Origin of the sequence: Micromonospora sp. NPDC051141 (genome assembly GCF_044455765.1) — a bacterium.
Taxonomy (GTDB): domain Bacteria; phylum Actinomycetota; class Actinomycetes; order Mycobacteriales; family Micromonosporaceae; genus Micromonospora.
In genome coordinates this window covers 12,949-34,389 of sequence record NZ_JBITFD010000020.1, presented here as the reverse complement: position 1 = coordinate 34,389, position 21,441 = coordinate 12,949, and the positions used below count along the sequence as shown (strand labels likewise).

The 21,441-nt window shown below is 72.8% G+C and carries 11 protein-coding genes and 2 riboswitches; of the genes, 5 read left to right on the top strand and 6 right to left on the bottom strand.

Annotation, left to right across the window (positions count from 1 at the left end):
• Positions 1–58: 58 nt before the first annotated feature.
• Positions 59–188: riboswitch (cobalamin riboswitch) on the bottom strand.
• Between the two features lie 196 nt (positions 189–384).
• Entirely contained in the window at positions 385–1,026 is a 642-nt protein-coding gene (gene bluB / locus ACIA6B_RS29360; protein ID WP_396778287.1) for a 5,6-dimethylbenzimidazole synthase, read from the bottom strand.
• 33 nt (positions 1,027–1,059) lie between these two features.
• Positions 1,060–1,263, bottom strand: a riboswitch (cobalamin riboswitch).
• A gap of 335 nt (positions 1,264–1,598) precedes the next feature.
• On the opposite strand from bluB, the gene ACIA6B_RS29355 reads away from it, so the two are divergent.
• Complete coding sequence (locus ACIA6B_RS29355) at positions 1,599–2,891, top strand: cation:proton antiporter (RefSeq protein ID WP_396778286.1); 1,293 nt, start codon at positions 1,599–1,601, stop codon at positions 2,889–2,891.
• 99 nt (positions 2,892–2,990) lie between these two features.
• Here the strand turns inward: ACIA6B_RS29355 and ACIA6B_RS29350 are convergent, their stop codons facing one another.
• Positions 2,991–3,404, bottom strand: a complete 414-nt coding sequence (locus ACIA6B_RS29350) for a hypothetical protein (RefSeq protein ID WP_396778285.1) — start codon at positions 3,402–3,404, stop codon at positions 2,991–2,993.
• 115 nt (positions 3,405–3,519) lie between these two features.
• On the opposite strand from ACIA6B_RS29350, the gene ACIA6B_RS29345 reads away from it, so the two are divergent.
• Positions 3,520–4,668, top strand: coding sequence for a glycosyltransferase (locus ACIA6B_RS29345; protein ID WP_396778283.1), 1,149 nt, complete (start codon positions 3,520–3,522; stop codon positions 4,666–4,668).
• Here the strand turns inward: ACIA6B_RS29345 and ACIA6B_RS29340 are convergent.
• Positions 4,652–5,692, bottom strand: coding sequence for a ketoacyl-ACP synthase III family protein (locus ACIA6B_RS29340; protein WP_396778281.1), 1,041 nt, complete (start codon positions 5,690–5,692; stop codon positions 4,652–4,654). The two genes, ACIA6B_RS29345 and ACIA6B_RS29340, sit on opposite strands and share 17 nt — an antisense overlap.
• A 129-nt stretch (positions 5,693–5,821) precedes the next feature.
• Here ACIA6B_RS29340 and ACIA6B_RS29335 point away from each other — a divergent pair, with 129 nt between their 5' ends.
• The gene (locus ACIA6B_RS29335; RefSeq protein WP_396778279.1) at positions 5,822–6,604 is read left to right on the top strand and encodes a thioesterase II family protein; all 783 of its coding nucleotides are present in this window, start codon (positions 5,822–5,824) and stop codon (positions 6,602–6,604) included.
• On the opposite strand, the gene ACIA6B_RS29330 is transcribed toward ACIA6B_RS29335, so the two are convergent.
• The 3 genes from ACIA6B_RS29330 to ACIA6B_RS29320 are packed head-to-tail and all read right to left on the bottom strand — an operon-like array spanning position 6,574 to position 9,423.
• Positions 6,574–6,810, bottom strand: coding sequence for an acyl carrier protein (locus tag ACIA6B_RS29330; protein WP_281939081.1), 237 nt, complete (start codon positions 6,808–6,810; stop codon positions 6,574–6,576). The two genes, ACIA6B_RS29335 and ACIA6B_RS29330, sit on opposite strands and share 31 nt — an antisense overlap.
• Positions 6,807–8,684, bottom strand: a complete 1,878-nt coding sequence (locus ACIA6B_RS29325) for an HAD-IIIC family phosphatase (protein WP_396778277.1) — start codon at positions 8,682–8,684, stop codon at positions 6,807–6,809. Before ACIA6B_RS29325 ends, ACIA6B_RS29330 begins: the two co-directional genes overlap by 4 nt.
• Complete coding sequence (locus ACIA6B_RS29320; RefSeq protein ID WP_396778276.1) at positions 8,674–9,423, bottom strand: O-methyltransferase; 750 nt, start codon at positions 9,421–9,423, stop codon at positions 8,674–8,676. Before ACIA6B_RS29320 ends, ACIA6B_RS29325 begins: the two co-directional genes overlap by 11 nt.
• Before the next feature lie 277 nt (positions 9,424–9,700).
• Between ACIA6B_RS29320 and ACIA6B_RS29315 the strand changes: the two genes are divergently transcribed.
• Positions 9,701–21,223, top strand: a complete 11,523-nt coding sequence (locus ACIA6B_RS29315; protein WP_396778274.1) for an amino acid adenylation domain-containing protein — start codon at positions 9,701–9,703, stop codon at positions 21,221–21,223.
• On the top strand, positions 21,220–21,438 hold the full coding sequence (locus tag ACIA6B_RS29310) for an MbtH family protein (protein WP_396778272.1): 219 nt from the start codon (positions 21,220–21,222) through the stop codon (positions 21,436–21,438). Before ACIA6B_RS29315 ends, ACIA6B_RS29310 begins: the two co-directional genes overlap by 4 nt.
• Positions 21,439–21,441: the final 3 nt, after the last annotated feature.

The following is a 21,441-nucleotide window of genomic DNA, read 5'->3' as shown; positions in this document are numbered from 1 at the left end:
GCCGTGCGTCATCGGGTCCTCCTCGGGTGTCCACGCCCTGGGGTACGTCCGACGGCCGAAGTATCCTGGCTTCCGGATCGACGCTCTCCCCCGGCCTTCCAGCCGCACGCACACGGCCGTGACTCGCGAGGGGGGATCGCTCCCCGGTGACAGTGGCGGGACCGCGCCGGAATCGCACCGGCTTCCTTCACTGCCGTCAGGCCGCGAATGCTGCCACACCTTCCGACCCCGGGTCAACGCCCCTCCCGCCAGGGGTGGGCGCGATCGCGCCATCGAAATGCGTTGATCGGTTTCTCCGGATGGGACGCCGTCACGATCACCCGGGCCGGTGACCCTGCCGCGCGATGCCGGCCGGGCCACCGGCCCCGACCCGGTGGACCGACGTCAGCCGGTGACCGATCCGGGGTTCCAGCGGTCGTGGTGGATCGCCGCGCCCAGGGGGCGGCGACGACGCCAGCCGTGCCGTTCGAGATCGGGCACCGCTTCGAGGTGGGTGACGGGGCCGAGGCAGAGCCAGGCGACGGGTCGGATGCCCGCGGGAATGGCGAGCAACCGCTGGAGGAACCGCTCGCGGTAGAACGACACCCAGCCGACGCCGAGGTTCTCGGCGGCGGCGGCCAGCCAGAGGTTCTGGATGGCCAGGCACACGGAGTACAGGCCGGCGTCGGCGATGGCGTGCCGGCCCAGGACCGCGGGGCCGCCACGGTCGGGGTCGTAGGTCACCACGATCGACAGCGTGGACTCCATGATCCCGTCGATCTTGATGCGGGAGAACCGCTGGGCCGCCTCGGCGTCGAGAGTGGCGGCGAACGTGTCACGCTCGGCCCGGACGTGCCGGTGGAACGCTTCGCGCAGGTCCCGGTCACGGACCAGGATGAAATCCCACGGCTGGGACAGTCCGACACTGGGCGCGGCGTGCGCCGCGGCCAGGACCCGGTCGAGGACACCGGGGTCGAGGGGCTCGCCGGTGAACTGGCCGCGGACGTCGCGGCGACGGTGGATCACGTCGTAGATGTCGCTGATCATGGGCAGGCTCCCGCTGCGCTCATGCCCCACCCGGTGGGGCCGATGACGCGAGGCCGGTCTTCGGACTCCCAGATCAACACCGGTCCGCCCGCCTTCCCAGCCGGTTCGGCCAGTGACTGCGCACACGTGCGCGTGGGCGGCAGTTCCCTGGTTACCGCGGCGGGCCCGTGCCGGAGTCACACCGGCTTCCCGATTCTCCCCACCACCGGGTGGGGCACCTCGCAACAGTTCGTGCCGCCCGGCACAATACCCTGATCGAGGACCGCGCCCGTGGCGGGATGGAGACTCACAAGCGGTCATCCGGCGGCTTACCTCTCCGCACGTTCCGACAGCACGATCCGCGCGCCCCGAGAACGCGTCGGCCGCCTTCCCGCGAGCTTTCCCGATCCGGCTGTCCGATGTCTTGAGTGATCTCAACGAATTTGGGAAGGTCGATTCGTTGGCGACAGTCAATCCGGGAGTGGTGCTTCGTCGACCGGCTGACGCCACGGCCCACACCGACGCCGCGGCGGGTCGGCTCCGCCACGGCGTTTCCCGGCCGCGTCCGCGCGCCCGCACCGAAAGGACTCCTGGTGGCCGTACCGGTCGCACCTCTCGGCACCCATCCGCTACTGATCTTCCTGCTCCAGGTGGGCATCCTGCTGGCCGCCGCCATCGCGCTCGGGCGCCTCGCGGTACGCGCGGGCATGCCCTCGCTGGTCGGTGAACTGACCGCGGGCGTGGTGCTCGGTCCGTCGGTCCTGGGCGCGGCCGTGCCCGACCTGTCCCGGTGGCTGTTCCCCCAGCAGCCCGAACAACTGCACCTGCTCGACGCGGTCGGTCAACTCGGCGTGCTTCTGCTGGTCGGCCTCACCGGCATGCACCTGGACCTCGGGCAGCTACGCCGCGCCGGTGGCGCGGCCGCCCGGGTCAGCATCGGAGGACTCGTCGTCCCCCTGGCGCTCGGCGTCGGCCTGGGACTGCTCCTCCCGTCCAGCGTGCTCCCGGCCGGCACCGACCGCCCGGTCTTCGCCCTGTTCCTCGCGGTGGCGATGGGTGTCAGTGCCATCCCGGTCATCGCCAAGACCCTGTGGGAGATGCGACTGCTGCACCGCGACATCGGCCACCTGATCATGAGCGCGGCCATCGTGGACGACGTTGTCGGCTGGCTGCTGCTCTCGGTCGTGGCCGCGATGGCAGCCGGCAGTCTCGGCGGCCTCGACATCGCCCTCGCGGTCGGCACCGTGGCCCTCGTCGTCGTGGTCGCCCTCTGGCTCGCCCGGCCGCTCGTCGGCGCGCTGCTGCGGCGGGTACGAGCGGGTGGAGAGCATGGTCCGACCGCCGCGTCGGTCGTGGTGATCCTGCTGCTGTTCGCCGCCGCCACCCACGCGCTGCACCTGGAGCCGGTCTTCGGCGCCTTCGTCGGCGGTCTGGTGATCAACGGCTGCGCCGGCCTGGACCGGAATGCTCTCGCCCCGTTGCGGCTGGTCGTGATGAGCGTCCTGGCGCCGCTGTTCTTCGCCACCGTCGGCCTGCGCAGCGATCTGACCGCGCTGGCCCGTCCCACCGTGCTCGGGGTCGCCCTGCTGGTGCTGGCCGTGGCGGTCGTCGGCAAGTTCGTCGGCGCGTACGTCGGGGCCCGCGCCGCCCGCCTGGGGCACTGGGAGGGCCTCGCCCTCGGCGCCGGCCTCAACGCCCGAGGCGTCATCGAGATCATCGTCGCCACGGTCGGGCTGCGCCTCGGCGTCCTCGACACCGCCATGTTCACGGTCATCGTGCTGGTCGCCATCGTCACCTCGGTGATGGCGCCGCCCTGCCTGCGCTACGCAGCCGCCCGACTGCCCGCGTCGGCGCGGGAACACCGTCGCGCCGAGGCGCTGAGCTGATCGCCGCCCGTCAGCCGTGGCCGCCCGACCGTGGGCACCGCTGTCGGGCCGCCGTCGCCTCCCGGACGGCGCCGGCGATCCGGGCGGCGCTCCTCCGGGTCACGGAGCTCGGGTCCTGGCCCGCAGCCGGTCGACGGCGGCGCGGATCATCACGCTGTACGGGTCGTCGCCCAGCGCCGACCGGGTGGCGTCGGCGTGGTCGAGGTGACGGTGGGCGGCGGGGAGGTCGCCCAGGCGCAGGTGCGAGGCAGCGAGGTTGAGGTGCAACGAGGGATAGAACGGGGCTACCGACGGGTGCGGGGCGGTGTCGGCATCGACCAGGGCGCGCTCGTCCCAGGCCAGTTCGTCGACGGGGTCGGGGCTGAGGTCGGCGATGTGGTGGGCCAGGACGCAGCGGGTCAGCGGATCCGACGACGCGGCCCACTCGCTGATCAGGCGGTCGCGGGAGACGTCACCGGCGCCGATCAGCGCGGCCACCCGGGCCAGCTCGGTGGTCACGTCCGCCTGGCGCACACGGTGACTCTAGCCGGGACGCCGGGCTGTGGCAGCGAGCCACCGGCTTCGGTACAGTGACGCTCATCCAATCCAGCGAAGGTCGTCTATGCAGATCTGGATCACGAGTCACGCGATGACGTCCCATGTCCGGCCGCTGCTGCCGGTGGCCGACGCGGCGCGACGGGCGGGACACGACGTCACGGTCGCGGTGCCGGCGGCGGCGGAGCCGCTGGTTCGACGGCAGGGCTTCGCCACGGCTGCGGTCGGGGACGACTGGCTGACGCGGCTCACCGGCGAGGACGGTCGGTCGGCCGTCGTGCCGCTGGCGGAGCTTGAGGACGGGGCGCGCACCGTGGCGCAGCAGATGGCGGGCGGGCCGGCCGGACGAACCGCCGCCGACCTGCTGGCGCTGGCCGAGCGGAAGGCGCCGGATCTCGTCGTCCGGGCGTCGACCGAGTTCGGCGGCGCGCTGGCGGCGGAGGTGCTCGGCGTGCCGCACGTCTCGGTGTCGACCGGGGGCGCGACGGCGCTGACGTACGGGCCCGATCGGCTGGCGGCCTCGCTGGCGCCGCACCGGGAGGCGCTCGGCCTCGCGCCGGACCCGGACGGGCTGGCGAGTTACCGCTATCGGCACGCCTCCTTCCTGCCGCCCGGCCATGACCGGGCCGAGGAGTCGCTGCCGAACACGCGTTGCTACCGGCACGTCGATCCGCTGACCGCCGGTGAGTCGTTGCCGGAATGGCTGGAGCAGCGGCGTTCCGGACGCCCGCTGGTGTTCGCGAGCCTCGGCACCCTGGTGCCGCATGTGACCGGCTACGGGCCCGCACTGGTCCGGATGCTGGTCACGGCACTGGACGGGCTGGAGGTCGACGCGATCGTGTCGACGGCAGGCGTGCTGCCGGCGGGCGTGGCGCCGGGGCGACCGCACGTGGTGCTTGTCGACACGATCTCGCAACCGTTGCTGCTGGCCCGCTGCGACGTGTTCGTCACGCACGCCGGGCAGAACAGCGTGCGCGAGGCGCTGGGGGCCGGGGTTCCCATGGTGACGATGCCGATCATGGGAGACCAGCTCTACAACGCCGCCCGCTGCGTCGATGCCGGCGTCGCCGCGAGCGCGCCGGCCGCCGAGGCGACGATCGCACGGCTGCGGCGGGAGATCCGGCGGGTGCTGAGCGAGCCGGCCTACCGCGAGCGGGCGGACACGGTACGCCGGCAGATGGCGGCGCTGCCGTCGGTGGACGAGCTGGTCGCCGAGTTCCCCGCGCTCACCGGGGTGCGGTAGGCAGGATCTCCCACACCGCGACCGTCCAGCCGAAGCCGGCGCCGGAGCCGATGGCCACGACGTGCCGCCCGGCTCGGACCAGGCCGTTGACGAGCAGGTGATGGAGCTGGACGAACTGGTCCGCGGCGCCCAGGTGCCCGATGTCCCGGCCCCAGTCGTAGAGGGTCGCCGAGGCCGGAATGCCCAGGCGCTCGCCATAGGTGTACGCCACGACCGTCTCGCCGATGACCGGGTGGACGAACAGGTCCACCCCGTCGACAGTGATCTCCGCGTCGGCCAGCGCGTTGTCCAGGGCGGTGCGCAGGCCGGCCTGGGTCTGCTCGATCGCCTCGTCGTAGCGTTCCGGGCTGAGCAACAGGTATTCCCGCTTGCGGCCACGCAGGTCCACCGGGCCGCCGCCGGGCATCGGCGCCGCCGCCCACTCGGCCGCGCCGCGGTAGATCGGTTCGAGGCCCGAGTCGGTGACGGTCGCGGTCGCCACCAGGCGGGCAAGGCCGGGCTCGCGGGTGAGCACCAGGGCCCCGGCGCCGTCGCCGTACACCTGCTGGTTCTCGCTGCGCCACCGGTCGACGTACGGCAGGGCGAACGCGTCGGCCGCGGTGACGACGGCTGCCGTGACGGAGGGCATCGCGGTCAGGTAGGCGGCGGCGGTCTCGATCGCGGCCATCCCACCGTTGGAGCTGTGCCGGATCTCGAAGGTCGGGCCGTCACCGCCGATCGTCTCGCGCCGGATGTAGTGCGCGGGCGTCCAGAAGTCCACGCCCTGGTGGCCGAGGCTGGCGTGGATCACCAGGGTCGGCCCATCGGCGGTGCGCCGGCCCGCCCGGTCGAGCGCCTGCCGTACGGCGGCGACGGCCATCACGGGCGGCGGCTCGGCGGGGCCGGCGACGCGGACGGCGCGGATGCCGTTGGCGGTGCTCTCGGCGGCGTCGTAGCGCCCCGTCGCGACGGCCCGCCGCGCGGACTCGCGACGCTCGGGCAGATACGCACCGGTTCCGGCGAGATAGACGTCGGCCCAGCGCACGGTGTTCCCTTCGGTCGGCGGGTTCGGCCGGTAAGCCGGTCAACGCATAGACTAACGTGAAAGGCTTCGGGGAGGCGTCGCGTGGCGGCATCGGTCGGTGGTGACGTCCGGCGGGAGTGAGGAGGCGAGATGACGCAGGCCGACCCGCTCTGGTTCCGGTGGCATCGGCGGGTGCCGGCGCCCACCGCGCGGCTGGTGTGCTTCCCGCACGCCGGTGGCGCGGCAAGCTTCTTCCGCAACTGGCCGGGGGCGTTGCCGCCCGGCGTCGAGGTGCTCGCGGTGCGCTACCCGGGCCGCGAGGACCGCATCCGGGAGCCGTTCATCGAGGCGATGGCGCCGATGGCCGACGCGATCAGCAAGGCGACGGCGACACTCGTCGGGCCGCCGCTGGCGTTCTTCGGCCACAGTCTGGGGGCATCGGTGGCCCACGAGGTCGCGGTGCGGCTGGAGCGCGACCTCGGCCCGGTGCTGCGCATGCTGTTCGTGTCCGCGCGACCCGCGCCCCATCGCCTGTCGCGCAACGATCTGCACATCCGCGGGGACGCCGCGCTGATCGACGACATCCGCCGGCTCGACCGTCACACCGCGCACGTCTTCGACGATCCGGAGTTGCGCAAGATGCTGCTGCCGATGGTGCGGGCCGACTACCGGTTGGTGGAGACGTACTATCCGGATCACGTCGACCGGGTGGACGTGCCGATCGTCGGCTACAGCGCCGACACCGACCCGGAGGTGTCCGTCGACGACGTCGCCGCGTGGCGGGACGTGACCCGGGGCCGGTTCGAGCTGCGGACGTGGTCCGGTGACCACTTCTTCCTGACGCCGCAGGAGCGCGCGGTGGTCGAGGACGTGGGCCGGCGGTTGCTCGCGGCGGTGCCGGGTCAGTCCGGCGCCGCGGTCGCACGGCGGTAGATGCCACGCAGGGTCCGCTGGGTCAGCAGGGCGCCGACGGGCACCCGGTGGCCGGTGCGCCTCTCCATGGCCACCACCAGCCGCAGCACATGGATCGAGTCCCAGCCGGGGACCGCGTCGAGGTCCACGTCGAGGTCACCGGTGTCGGCCACCGGCAGGCTCAGCTCGTCGCGGACGAGCCGGAGGAACTCCGCCTCATCGATCATGACGCCGCCTCCGTCGGGGCAAGGTCGTTCTCCACGGCGAGGTGCTCGGGCTGCTCCGGCACCGCCCGCAGGTCGTGGCGGAAGCCCCCGGCGACGGGCGCGAAGCCGAGCGCCGGGTAGAACCGCGCCGCGCCGGCGTTGCGGCCGGTCGGCCGGTAACGGCCGATCACCTGGTCGCATCCGGTGTCGCGGGCGTGGTGCAGCATGCTGATCACCGCTGCCTCGGCGATGTCCCGGCCGAAGACCCGGCAGCTGAGCACGACGTTGGTGAGGTCGAGCGTGTCGCCGTCGCGGCAGGCGAAGACGGCGCCGACGATGCCGTAACGGCCGTAGCGGTCGGTGACCTCCACGGCGACCACGAGATCGTCCAGCCGCCGTTGGACACCGGCCGGCTGCACACGCTCGCCGGTGAGGTTGAACTGGTTGGTGCGCAACGTCAACTGCGAGATCCGGCCGATCTCGTGCGGACGCGGCCGGGCCAGGCGCACCACGGTGCCGAGGCTGCGCAGGTACGCCGCGGTCGAGCCGGCCTGATCACGCAGCTCGGTGCGGGCGGCGTCGGCGTGGTAGGCGGCGGTGCGGGTGCGGTCCTGGTCGGTCAGGTCGAGCACGTCGAACCAGCCGTCGGCGAGCAGTCGCGACACGTGGGACGCCGGCTCGTCGTCGAGCTCGACCACGGCGATCTCCGGTCGGGCGGCGGCGATCAGGCCGACCTCGTAACGCGAGTCGTCGGCGAAGACGAGACTGTCCGCGCCGACGTTCAGCCCGGCGGCGAGATCGTCCAGGTTGACGTCCTTCGGGTGCCAGTTGGCATTGAGTCGCGCGAAGTCCGCCTCGCGCAGCACCATGTCCGGGTGCTCGCGCAGCACCGCGCGTACCGCGTCGATGTCGTTCTTACTGCTCACGGCGAGGAGCACCCCCTGCCCGGAGAGGTGTTTGAGAAGCTGTTGGACGGCGCGGAACGCCTCCCCGCGCAGCGTGCCCGCGGCGGCGATCCCGGTCGGACCGTCCTCGCCCAGGATGCCGTCCCACAGGGTGCCGTCGAGATCGACCACGAGCACCTTGCGGGACAGCCCGACCGCCGCGGCGGCGAGGTGACCGACCTCGCGGGCGTACGCGGCGAACATCTCGTCGCTGAGGTGCACCCCCGCGTACCCGGCCATGCGCTCGTCGCTGACGGGTCCGGTGGCGTTCGCCAGCGGTTCGAGGTCGATGACCACGACGCGTGGGTCACGCGTGCTCAGCCGGAGCAGGGCCGCGTTGAACTCGCGCCACAACGCGCCGACCTCGGCCCGGGTCCGCAGGTCGCGCGCCTGGTGGCTGAACGCGCGGACCAGCGGCGTCGTGTTGAGCACCAGCAGCCCGGTGGTGGTGGCGAGAACCTCGCTGACGACGGCGCCGATCTCGTCGCGCAGGGCGGCGAGCACGGCGGCGAGATCCGGTGCCCGCCAGCCGGGTGACAGCCGCGAGGTGACCATCGGCGGGGCCAACAGCCAGAGCGTGAGATCGGGCCGGGCCGCCTCGACGGCCCCGCCCCGGCGCAGCGCGAGCGCGTGCGGGTCCTGTTCGGTCACGTGGGGCCGGATCAGCAGACCGTGTCGCGCGCACTCGGCGGTCAGCGGCGCCAGCAACGGCCGCACGGTGGTGGCGCTGGTGATCGCGACCGTGAGCAGACCGCGCCGGTCCGGCCGGGGCACGTCGACCGGGTCCATGCGGCTCAGGAGCTGACCGGCCCGGATCAGGTTGGCGGCGGCGTCGGGAGCGCGGGCCAACTGGTTCAGCAGTGGCGGCAGGCGACGGAACTCGGCGGCCAGCGCGCCGGCGGCGTGCAGCGACCGCAACGCCTCCAACGGCGGCTGTCCGTCAATGGGCATGTCGGATCAGCGTCATGCCGTCCCGCACCGTCAGCAACACGTTCTCCACCCGCGGATCGGCAGTGATCGAGGCATTGAACGCGGCCAGGTGCCGCGCCCAGTCGCCGCGCATGGCGCGCAACCACTCGTCGGCGTCGGTGGTGCGGTCGAGTTCGACGCCGGAGGCCGGCGGCGGGTCGGTGACCGCCCCGCCCCACAAGGTGTTGTCGAAAATGAGTAATCCGTGCGGGGAAAGCAACCGCCGTTGCAGGATTCGGTCGAAATACCGTTGGTAGTTCGGTTTGTCGGCGTCGACGAAGATGATGTCGAAGGGCCCGTTCACCTCGCCGAGAACATCAAGCGCGTCACCTTCCACCAGCCGGATCTTGTGACCGTGCGGACTGGCGTCGAATGCCGACTTGGCGACCGCGCGGGCCTGCTCGTCGGCGACGAAGCTGTCGACGGTGATCACCCTGCCGTCGGCGGGGAGCGCGGACGCCATCGCGACCGCGCCGTGACCGGTGAAGGTGCCGACCTCCAGCACGTTCCGGGCCTGTGCCAGGGATACCAGCATGCCGAGGAAGACGGCCTGGATGGAGGTGGACGCGATGTCCGCCCACTGTGGGCACTCCCGTTGCGTACGCTGCTGTATCTGGTGCAGTTCTCCGGCGACCGGCGAGGTGTGCGCGGTGGCGTACTCTTCGATTCCGGGCCGGAAGATGGGCGGCTTTGTGAAGACGATGTCCTTGCGATGGAGCACGAAGCCTCCCCCTGCATGACCGCCCCGGCCCGGTGCGTGGCGATGTCAAGCGCCGAGGTGCACTGATCGTTTCGCGAACAGTCGATGATGATCAAAGCATTTATTGACTTCTATATCGCTACCAGAGGCGTCGGACGAGGTCAAGCCTTGACTGCCATCGATGCGCGCTCTAGCTTCGAGGCATTCCAGGAGGCTGCTCGCCGGGACAATTTTCAACCACCGCAGGGGGATTCGAGCGGCACCGCTGCCGACATGATCGGCGAGCTTGAGGAGCGCTATGACGGACACTGCGACCGAGCGTGCCCAGCACTCGGGGCGGACCAGCGCGACGTTGCCGCAGATGTTCGAGGCACAGGTGATCCGTACGCCCGGCGCGGAAGCCGTGGTGGCTGGCCACGACCGCCTGACCTACGGCCGGCTCGACGAGCGCGCCAACCGGCTCGCCCGCCTGCTCGTCGAACAGGGCGCGGCGCCCGGGCGCATCGTCGCCCTGGCGCTGCCACGCTCGGTGGACCTGGTCGTCGCCGTCATCGCGGTGCTCAAGACCGGCGCCGCGTACCTCCCGCTCGACCCGGACTACCCACCGGACCGCCTGACGTTCTTCGTCTCCGACGCGCGGCCGGCGTGTGTGGTGACAACCGGGGCGAGCGGTGTGGGCCTGCCCGCCACCGCGACGGTCATCGAGCTGGACCACCCGGAGACGGTGGCCCGGCTGGCCGAGCTTCCCGCCGACACGCTGACCGTCGACGAGATCGGTGGCAGCCTCACCCCCGAGCACACCGCCTACGTCATCTACACCTCCGGGTCGACCGGCCGCCCCAAGGGCGTCGCCGTCGCGCACCGCAACGTCAGCCGGCTGTTCGCCAGCGACGCGCCGTGGCCCGGTCTCGGTGACGACCAGGTGTGGACGCTGTTCCAGTCGTACTCGTTCGACTTCTCCGTGTGGGAGATGTGGGGACCGCTGTCGCACGGCGGCCGGCTGGTGATCGCCAGCCGCTCGGACACCCGCTCTCCGCTGGACTTCCTACGACTGCTCGCCGCCGAGGGCGTGACCGTGCTCAGCCAGACGCCGTCGGCCTTCGCCGAGCTGTTGGCCACCCGCACCGTCGCCGCCGAGCTGTGGGCGTCACTGGCCCTGCACACCGTCGTCCTCGGGGGCGAGGCGCTGCCCGCCCAGACCGTCCGGGACCTCCACGAGACCCGGCCGGGCTGCCGCATCCTCAACATCTACGGCCCGACCGAGACGACGGTGCACGCGACCACCTGCTTCGTCGAGCCGGAGATGGGCGTGCCGCCGATCGGACGGCCGGTCAACGGCGCCCGCGTCTACGTGCTCGACCCGGCGCTGCGGCCGGTGCCACCCGGAGTCGACGGCGAGCTCTACATCGCCGGCGCCGGGGTGGCGCTCGGTTACCTCAACCGGCCGGCGTTCACGGCGGAGCGGTTCGTGGCCGACCCGTACCATCCGGGCGGCGGCCGGATGTATCGCACCGGCGACATCGTCCGATGGCGGCCCGACGGCGTGCTCGATTTCGTCGGCCGCGCCGACGGGCAGGTGAAGGTACGCGGCTTCCGCATCGAGCTCGGCGAGGTCGAGGCGGTGCTGGCCGCCCATCCCGGCGTCGCACAGGCCGCGGTGACCGTCCACGAGGTCCAACCCGGCGACCAGCGCCTCGTCGGGTACGTGGTGCCGGCCACCGACGCCGCCGGCGCCCAGGAGGTCGCGGCGGAACTGGTCAGCGAGTGGCGCGATCTCTACGACGACCTCTACTCCCCCCGGTCCACCACGCCGGCGCCGCTCGACGACGACTTCAGCGGCTGGAACAGCAGTTACGACGACGCGCCGATCCCGCTGGAGGCGATGCGGGAGTGGCGCGACGAGACCGTCACGCGGATCCGTGCGCTGCGACCCCGCCGCGTGCTGGAGATCGGAGCCGGCAGCGGCCTGCTGCTGGGGCCGCTGGCGCCGCACACCGAGGAGTACGTGGCGACCGACTTCTCGGCTCCGGCCGTCACCGCGTTGCGGACCCGGACGGCCGCCGATCCGACGCTGGCAGGCCGGGTGCGGGTACGCGAGCAGGCCGCCGACGATCCGACCGGCCTGCCGGAGGCCCACTTCGACGCCGTGGTGGTGAACTCCGTCGTCCAGTACTTCCCGAGCGCCGACTACCTGGTCGACGTGGTCACCATCGCGCTCCGGTCGGTCCGGCCCGGCGGTGCGGTGTTCCTGGGCGATCTGCGCAACCTCGCGCTGGTGCGCTGCTTCCACGCCGGTGTCCGGCTGGTCGACACCCCGGCGTTCGCCGACGTCGACCAGGTCCGGCAACGGCTCGACCACGACATCGACCTCGAACGGGAACTGCTCGTCGACCCACGGATGTTCACCGACGCGGCAGCCGCGTTCCCCCTGCTGGGCGCGGTCGACGTGCGGCTCAAGCGGGGACGTCACGACACCGAGCTGAACCGCTACCGCTATGACGCCGTGCTCTACCGCGCCGGCGGGCCGGATCCGGCGGCGCCGGCCGGGACCACCTGGCGGTGGGACGTCGACGTCTCGTCGGTGGCAGCCCTGGTGGAGCGGCTGGCCGGCGTCGGCGAAGCGGTACGCGTCACGGGTATCCCCAACGCACGCGTCGCCGCCGACGCCGCCGTGGCACGTGTCGTGGACGCCGGGCGGACCTGGATCGACGCGGTGGCCGCCGCGTACGACGCCGGCGGCGTGGACCCGCAGGACGCGCTCGACGCCGTGCAGCGGGCCGGGCGGGTGGCGGCCGCCCGATGGTCGGCGGAGGACGTCGACCGGTTCGACCTCGACATCGCCGCCGGCACGACGGCGGACGGTCCGCCCGGCGCCGGCATGGCGGTGGCCGTCGCGCCGGACGCGCCCGGTGGCCGGCACGCGCCGGCCGCGTTCACCAACCGCCCGCTCGGGGGTGACCCCGGCCGCCTGCTCGTCGGCGCGCTGCGCCAGCATCTCCGCCAGCGGTTGCCGGACTTCATGGTGCCGGTCGTGATGGTGGTGGAGTCGTTGCCGCTGACCCCGAACGGCAAGCTCGACCGGGCGGCGCTGCCGGCGCCCGAATTCGGTGTCACCGCCGGCACCGAGGCGCGCACCCCCCAGGAGGAGGTGTTGTGCGGCCTCTTCGCGGAGGTGCTCGGGTTGTCCTCGGTGGGCACCCGGGACAACTTCTTCGACCTGGGCGGGCACTCGCTGCTGGCGACCCGCCTGGTGAGCCGGGTGCGCTCCACCCTCGGGGTGGAGCTGGAGGTGCGGACGCTGTTCGAGGCGCCGACGGTGGCGGGGTTGGCGTCGCGGCTGGACGCCAACCGGCTGTTGCGTCCGGCCCTGACCCCGCGGGCACGGCCACGCGTGGTGCCGCTGTCGTTCGCGCAGCGCCGGCTGTGGTTCCTGCACCGCCTCGAAGGCCCCAGCCCCACCTACAACATCCTGTTGCCGTTGCGGATCACCGGCACGTTCGACCGCGCCGCGCTGCGGGCCGCGTTGACCGACGTGGTCGCCCGCCACGAGAGCCTGCGCACGCTCTACCCGGAGGTCGACGGTACGCCGTCGCAGCTGGTCCGGCCGCCGGACCGGGCGGGGGTGGACCTCACCGTCACGCCGGTGACGTCGGAGACGCTGGAAGCGGTGTTGCAGCGGGCGGCCCGCTACTCGTTCCACCTCGCGTCGGAGCCACCCGTGCGGGGTGACCTGCTGGTGCTCGCGCCGGACGACCACGTGCTGCTCCTGAACGTGCACCACATCGCCGCCGACGGCTGGTCGATGGCGCCGCTGGCCCGCGACCTGTTCACCGCGTACGCCAGCCGGACGCAGGGGCGTGCGCCCGGCTGGTGGCCGCTGCCGGTGCAGTACGCCGACTACACGCTCTGGCAGCAGGAGCTGCTCGGCGCCGAGAACGACCCGGACAGCCTGGCCGCCCAGCAGACCGACTACTGGCAGCGGGCGCTGGCCGGCCTGCCCGACCGCATCGCGCTGCCCACCGACCGGCCCGTCTCGGCGCTCTCGTCCTACGCGGGCGACCTGCTCGACTTCAGCATCGACGCGCGGCTGCACGAGCGGATCGTCGAGGTGGCCCGGTCGTCCGGCGCGACCGTGTTCATGGTGCTGGTGGCCGGCCTGGCCGGGCTGCTCTCGCGGCTGGGCGCGGGCCGGGACGTGCCGATCGGCACCCCCGTCGCCGGGCGGCTCGACGAGGCGCTCGACGACCTGGTCGGCTTCTTCGTCAACACGCTCGTCATGCGGGTCGACCTGAGCGGGGACCCGTCCTTCACGGAGCTGCTCGAACGCGTCCGCGGGACGGCGCTGGCCGCGTACGCCCATCAGGACGTGCCGTTCGAGCGTCTGGTCGAGGTGATCAACCCGGTCCGGTCGCTGGCCCACCACCCGCTGTTCCAGGTCATGCTCGCCCTGCAGAACGCGCCGGAGGCCGGCTTCGAGCTGCCCGGCGCGCACGTCACGTTCCAGCCCGTCGGCACCGCGACGTCCCGCTTCGAGCTGTTCTGGAACGTGGTCGAGCGCCACGACGCCACCGGGCGGCCGACCGGCATGGACGGCATCATCGAGTACCGCAGCGACCTGTTCGACCGGGCCACGGTGGGCGTTCTCGCGCGGCGCTGGATCCGGTTGCTGGCCGCGGCGGTTGCCGATCCCGACCGTCGGCTCGGCGCGCTCGACCTCCTCGAACCGACCGAGCGGGCGGATCTCGCCGCGTGGAACGACACGTCACGGCCGGTGCCCGCCGAGTTGCTGTACCAGCGGGTGGAGGCGCAGGTGACGCGGGCGCCCGAGCGGATCGCGGTCGAGTCCGACGGCGAGCGGGTGACCTACGCCGACCTCAACGCCCGTGCCAACCGGCTGGCCCGCCTGCTCGTCGCACACGGCGCCGGCCCGGAACGCCTCGTCGGGCTGTTGATGCCGCGGTCGGTCGACCTGATCGTGGCGCTGCTCGCGGTGAACAAGACCGGCGCGGCCTACCTGCCGGCGGACCCCGGCTTCCCGGCCGAACGCGTCGACTTCATGTTCGACGACGGGCAGGTCGCCGCCGTGCTCACCGTCACCGCGCTGGCGGGCGGCGTGGACCACGACGTCGCGCCGGTGCTCGTGGTGGACGCCGACGAGGTACGCGACCGGCTGCGCGCCGTCCCCGCGGGAGACCTGGCCGACGCCGAACGCACCGGCCGTCCGCATCCACTCAACCCGGTCTTCGTGCTCTACACCTCCGGCACCACCGGCCGGCCCAAGGGCGTCGTGATGCCGACGACCGTCATCGCCAACATGCTCCGCTGGCACGACGAGCACATCGGCGCCGACCCCGACGCCCGGGTGGCGCAGTTCACCACCGTCACGTTCGACGTGGCCACGCAGGAGGTCTTCTCGGCGCTCACCACCGGCAAGACGCTCGTGTTGCCGGCCGAGACCATCCGCCGGGACGCGGGCGCGCTGGCCGAATGGCTGGAACGGCAGCGCATCCGGGAGTTCTACAGCCCGACGCTTGTCATCGAGGCGGTCTGCGAGGCGGCGAACGAGCACGACAGGGATCTGCCGGCGCTGCGCGAGGTGTCGCAGTCCGGGGAGGCGCTGCTGCTCAGCAGGCAGATCCGTGACTTCATGCGCCGCGGTCCGCAACGTCGCCTGCACAACCACTACGGCCCGATCGAGGCGCACGTCGTCACCGCATGCGAACTGCCGCCGGGTGCGGACGACTGGCCACCGGCCGCCCCGATCGGCCGGCCCATCACGAACCAGCAGGTGTACGTGCTGGACCCGTGGCTGAACCCGGTGCCGCCGGGGACCACCGGTGAGCTGTACATCGCCGGTCGTGGCGCCGCCCGCGGGTACCTGCGACGCCGCGGGCTGACCGCCGAACGCTTCGTCGCCGACCCGTTCGGCGCGGCCGGTGGCCGCATGTACCGCACCGGGGACCTGGTGCGGTGGCGGCGCGACGGCACGCTGGAGTACCTGGGCCGCGTCGACCACCAGGTGAAGATCCGCGGTCATCGCGTCGAGCTGTCCGAGGTCGAGGCCGTCGTCACCGAGCATCCCGAGGTCAACCAGGTCGCCGTCGTCGCACACGACCGGCCGGGCGTCACCCAGATCGTCGCCTACGTCGTGCCCACGCCCCACGCCGGGCTCGTCGAATCCCGCCTGCGTGACTGGATCAGGGACCGGCTGCCGGAGTTCATGGTGCCGGTCGTGATGCTGCTGGAGTCCCTGCCGACAACCCCGAACGGCAAGCTCGACCGCTCGGCGTTGCCGGTGCCCGAGTCCGGTGCCACCAGCGCGGCGGCGGCGGCCCGCACACCGCAGGAGGAAGTGCTGTGCGGCCTGTTCGCGGAGGTGCTGGGCGTCTCGGCGGTGGGCGTCCACGACAGCTTCTTCGATCTGGGCGGCCATTCGCTGCTGGCCACCCGGCTGGTCAGTCGCGTGCGCTCCACGCTGGGAGTCGAGCTGGAGGTGCGCAAGCTCTTCGACACGCCCACGGTGGCCGGACTGGCGACGGCGCTGGACCCGCACCGCTCGCTGCGCCCGGCCGTGGTGCCGATCGCCCGGCCGGAGGTGGTGCCGCTGTCCTTCGCGCAGCGCCGGTTGTGGTTCCTGCACCGCCTCGAAGGTCCCAGTCCCACCTACAACGTGCCGGTGCCGATCCGCCTCGACGGGGCCGTGGACGAGGCCGCCCTCCGAGCCGCCTACCGTGACGTGCTCGAACGCCACGAGTCGCTTCGTACCGTCATCACGGACACCGACGGCGTGCCGTCGCAGCGGGTGCTCCCGATCGGCGAGGTGGCGGCCCACGTCGAGACCGTCGGGGTGCCCGCCGCAGACCTGGCGACCGCGCTCGTCGAGGCCGCCGGTCACCGATTCGACCTGGCGGCCGAGCCACCCGTGCGGGCGTGGCTGTTCACCGTCGACGAGCACTCCTCGGTACTGCTGATCCTGATGCACCACATCGCGGGTGACGGCTGGTCCATGGCGCCGCTGACCCGCGACCTGCGCACCGCCTACGCCGCCCGCGGCCACGGGCAACCGCCGGCCTGGACACCGCTGCCCGTGCAGTACGCCGACTACACGATGTGGCAGCACCAGCTGCTGGGCGCCGAGGGCGATCCCGACAGCGTCTACACGCAGCAGGTGAGCTACTGGCAGGACGCGCTCCGGGGCCTGCCGGAACAGCTCGTGCTGCCGGCCGACCGACCGCGGCCACCGGTCGCCTCGTACCACGGCGACGTGGTCGCCTTCACGCTCGACGCCGACCTGCACGCCGCGCTCGCCGCCACCGCCCGTGGTCACGGCGCCACCATGTTCATGGCGCTGCTGGCCGGGCTGGCCGGGCTGCTGTCGCGGCTGGGCGGAGGCTGCGACGTGCCCATCGGCACCCCGGTGGCCGGTCGGCTGGACGAGGCGCTCGACGAACTGGTCGGCTTCTTCGTCAACACCCTGGTCCTGCGCATGGACACCAGCAGTGATCCGACCTTCGCCGACCTCCTCACCCGGGCCCGGACGACCGCGCTGGCCGCGTACAGCCACCAGGACGTGCCGTTCGAGCATCTCGTCGAGGTGCTCAACCCGACCCGGTCCCTGGCGCACCAGCCGTTGTTCCAGGTCATGTTCGCCCTGCAGAACGCACCGGGCGGGCAGTTCAGGTCGGCTGACCTCGCGGCCGGCGCGCACGGGCCCCGCGTCGGCGCCTCCCGGTTCGACCTGTTCGTCAACGTCGCGGAGGAACGCGACGAGGCCGGCGCGCCGGCCGGCATCTCGGGCATGGTGGAGTTCAACACGGACCTGTTCGACCGGGCCACCGTCGAGGCTCTCGCCGACCGCTACCGCCGCCTCCTCGCCGCCGCCGTCGCCGACCCCGGCATCCGGCTGGGCGCGATAGACCTGCTGACGCCCGCCGAACACGCCACGCTGCCCGACCCGGACGTCGCGCGAACCGTCGAGGTGGACGACGTGCTCGCGGCGCGGGCGCGGGCGCTGGCCACCGCACTGGGCATCGGCCCCGACGCCCGCGTCGCGCACGAGGCGACTGCCGGGCCCGCCGTGGCGCGAGCGCTGGCGCTCCTGGCCACCGAAACCGGTGCGTCGCTGCTACCCGTGCCGACCGACTCGGCCGAGCTCGACGGCTGGCTGCACACCGCACGCGTCACTCACCTGATCACCACCCCGACCCGCCTCAGCGACCTCGACCCGGACGCGGCGCCCACCGGCCTCGGCGGCATCGCCGTCACCGGGGAGAACTGCCCTCCCGCGACGGTGACGGACTGGGCCGCCGGGCGGCGGTTCGTCAACGTGTACGGCACCGCCGCACACCCCTGGCTCACGATCAGCGACCCGCTCGAACCCGCCGCGGGCACCGCCGCCACGGATCCGCTGCCGATCGGGCGACCCGCTGCCGGTGACCGCCTCCACCTGCTCGACGCCTGGCGGCGACCCGTGCCGCCGGGCGTCGCCGGCGACCTCCACGTGCACGACGGCACCGGCCTGGTCGCGACCGGTGACCGTGGCCGGTTGCGCCCGGACGGGCAGCTCGACCTCTACGGCCCGACCGCACAGGTCGACGGCCTCGAACCGGGTCTGCTCCCCTGCCGTGTCGAGGCGGCACTCGCGGACTACCCGGCGGTCCGGCGCGGCGTCGTCGTCCACTCCGGCGAGGAGACGCCGCCGCGGTTCGTCGCCTACGTCGCCGGGCACGCCGGACACCACGTCGACGCCGCCGCACTACGCCGGCACGTGCCCGCCCATCTACTGCCGTCGACCACGGTCGTACTCGACGATCTCCCGCGGACGCCGTACGGGACGGTGGATCGGGCCGCTCTTCCGGCCCCCGCCGCCACCGCGTCACGCCCCACCCGCGCGCCCGGCACGCCGCAGGAGGAGATCCTGTGCGACCTGTTCGCCGAGGTTCTGGGCCACCCCGCGGTCGGCGCGGAGGAGAACTTCTTCACCCTGGGTGGGCACTCGTTGCTGGCCACCCGGCTCGCCGCGCGCATCCGGGCCGTGCTCGGCGTCGAGATACCGGTGGGACAGATCTTCCTGGCCCCGACCGCGGCCATGCTCGCCGAGCACCTCACCGACGCGGTCGCCACCACCCGGCCCGCGGTCCGGCCGATGCCCCGCCCCGCCGTCGTGCCGCTGTCGTACGCGCAGCGGCGGCTGTGGTTCGTGGAACGTCTCGGCGTGGCCGACGCCGCCTACAACGTGCCCATCGGGCTGCGGCTGCGCGGCGAACTCGACGTGCCGGCGCTACGGGCCGCGCTGACCGACGTGGTCGGCCGGCACGAGTCGCTGCGCACCACCTTCCCGGAGACCGCCGGCCACCCGGTGCAGCAGGTCCAGCCGGTCGACGGTCTCGCCGTGCCGATGACCGTGACACCCGCCGACGAGGCCGGCCTGGCGGAGGCGCTGGCCGTGGCCGCTGCCTACCGCTTCGACCTGGCCGCCGAGCTGCCGGTACGGGCGTGGCTGTTCACCGTCGACGCCCGGACCTCGGTCCTGCTGGTGCTGATCCACCACATCGCGGGCGACGGCTGGTCCATGGCGCCGCTGACCCGCGACCTGCTCACCGCCTACACCGCCCGCAGCGACGGGCGGCCACCGGCCTGGTCGCCACTGCCGGTCCAGTACATCGACTACACGCTGTGGCAGCGGGAACTGCTCGGGGCCGAGGACGACCCCCACAGCCTCTACGCGGACCAGGTGGCCTTCTGGCGGGAAACCCTGCGTGGCCTGCCCGAACAACTCGTGCTGCCGGCCGACCGGGCGCGGCCGGCGGTCGCGTCCTACCGCGGTGGGGTCGTCACCTTCGCCTTCGACGCCGACCTGCACGGCGCGCTCGTGGCCACCGCCCGCAGCGTCGACGCCACCCCGTTCATGGTGCTGCTGGCCAGCCTTGCCGGGCTGCTCTCCCGGCTCGGCGCCGGTGACGACATCCCCATCGGCACACCTGTCGCCGGGCGCCTCGACTCGGCCCTCGACGACCTGGTGGGGTTCTTCGTCAACACACTCGTCCTGCGCGTGGACACCAGCGACGATCCGAGCTTCACCGGCCTCGTCGAGCGGGCCCGGTCGACGGCGCTCGCCGCGTACGGCCATCAGGACGTGCCGTTCGAACACCTGGTGGAAGCCCTCAACCCGACCCGGTCCCTGGCCCACCAGCCGCTGTTCCAGGTTCTGCTCGCGTTGCAGAACGTGCCGTTCACCGGCTTCGGTCTGCCCGGTGTCACGGTGGGCGCGGAGCCGGTCCCGACGGCCAGCGCCAAGTTCGACCTGTCCTTCCAGCTCATCGAGCGCAAGGCGGCCGACGGCACGCTGCTCGGGTTGGACGGCATCGCCGAGTTCCGCACCGACATGTTCGACCGCGCCACCGTCGAGGCCCTGGTCGGCCGCTGGCGCCACCTGCTCACCGCCGCCCTGGCGGATCCGGCGCGGTCCCTGTCGCGGTGCGACGGGGACCGGGTGGTGGCGGCCGGGGCCGTCACGCCGCTGGACCTCGGCCAGGTGCGCGCCGCGCTGCGCGGCGAAACCGGGGTCCGCGACGTGGATCTCGCCGTGCACGGCGACGGCAGCACCACGCAGGGGCTGTCGGCCTACCTGGTGGCCGAGCCGGGCGCGACCCTGGACGTGGCGGCGCTGGGCGATCGACTGCGGACCCGGCTGCCCGCCCACCTGGTGCCCGCCGACATCACCGTCGTCCCCGCCGACGAGCCCGCGCCGGCGCCCGTGACCGAGGGCGGGGGCACCGCCGGCACCCCCCGCGAGGAGCTGCTGTGCGCGCTCTTCGCCGAAGTGCTCGACCGGCCGCACATCGGCCCGAACGACGACTTCTTCGCCGCGGGCGGGCACTCGCTGCTGGCCCCGACGTTGCTGCGACGGATCGAGGAGACGCTCGGCACGCGGCTCAGCCTGCTGCACCTGTTCGAGACGCCGACCGTGGCCGACCTGGCCCGGCGGCTCGACGACGGCGACGGTCACCTCGACTCGTTCGCGACACTGCTGCCGCTGCGGCCCAGCGGCACGCTGCCACCGCTGTACTGCCTGCCGCCGGGCGCCGGTGTCGGCTGGTCGTACGCCAGACTCGCCCGGTTCCTCGAACCGGACCGGCCGCTGTACGCGTTGCAGTCCCCCGGTCTGCACGGCGACCCGGCTCCGGCCGACATGCCGGCGCTTGTCGACAGGTGGCTGGCCGAGATCCGCGCGGTGCAGCCCGAAGGCCCCTACCACCTGCTCGGCTGGTCGTTCGGTGGCATCGCCGCGCACGCGCTCGCGACCACCCTGCAGGCGGCCGGCGACACCGTCGAGCTGCTGGCGATCCTCGACACCTACCCGCAGAGCGCGTTCTCGACGCCACCTGCCATGCCCTCCCGCGAGGAGATCCTGGCCGGCTTCCTGATGTTCGTCGGCGCCGATCCCGGTGACCTGGACGAGATCACGGTGGCCGCCACGGTACGCCGGCTCCATGCCTCCGGCGGCGCGTTGTCCGGGGTGGACGAGGCCGGTATCGAGGCGGTGCTCGACACGTTCGAGAACAACATCCGCCTCCAGTTCGGCTACCGACCGCAACGCTTCGACGGCGACGTGTTGCTGGTCGTCACGACCGCCAACCCGGTGGACGACTGGCCCGAGCCGGCGAGCTGGCAGCCCTACGTCAACGGGGCGGTCCGCACGGTCGAGGTCGCCTCCACCCATCCACGGCTGCTCGAACCGGACGCGGTCGCCGCATTCGGGCCGGCGCTGGCCCGGGCGCTCAGCGCCGATCCGCACCCCACGTCAAGGAGTCGAGAATGACCAACCCGTTCGAAGATCCCGACGGCCGCTTCGTCGTGCTCGTCAACGACGAGGACCAGCACTCACTGTGGCCGACGTTCGCCGACGTGCCCGCCGGATGGCGGGTGGTGCACGGTGAGGACACCCGCGAGAGCTGCCTGGCCTACGTCGAGGAGCACTGGACCGACATGCGGCCACGCAGCCTGGTCGAGGCGATGGCCGAAACCGACACCTGACCG

Coding starts and splice junctions, on each gene's coding strand:
- ACIA6B_RS29310 (WP_396778272.1), top strand. CDS start 21,220: ATGACCAACCCGTTCGAAGATCCCGACGGCCGCTTCGTCGTGCTCGTC.
- ACIA6B_RS29335 (WP_396778279.1), top strand. CDS start 5,822: ATGACGCAGGCCGACCCGCTCTGGTTCCGGTGGCATCGGCGGGTGCCG.
- bluB (WP_396778287.1), bottom strand. CDS start 1,026: ATGATCAGCGACATCTACGACGTGATCCACCGTCGCCGCGACGTCCGC.
- ACIA6B_RS29345 (WP_396778283.1), top strand. CDS start 3,520: ATGACGTCCCATGTCCGGCCGCTGCTGCCGGTGGCCGACGCGGCGCGA.
- ACIA6B_RS29315 (WP_396778274.1), top strand. CDS start 9,701: ATGACGGACACTGCGACCGAGCGTGCCCAGCACTCGGGGCGGACCAGC.
- ACIA6B_RS29325 (WP_396778277.1), bottom strand. CDS start 8,684: ATGCCCATTGACGGACAGCCGCCGTTGGAGGCGTTGCGGTCGCTGCAC.
- ACIA6B_RS29330 (WP_281939081.1), bottom strand. CDS start 6,810: ATGATCGATGAGGCGGAGTTCCTCCGGCTCGTCCGCGACGAGCTGAGC.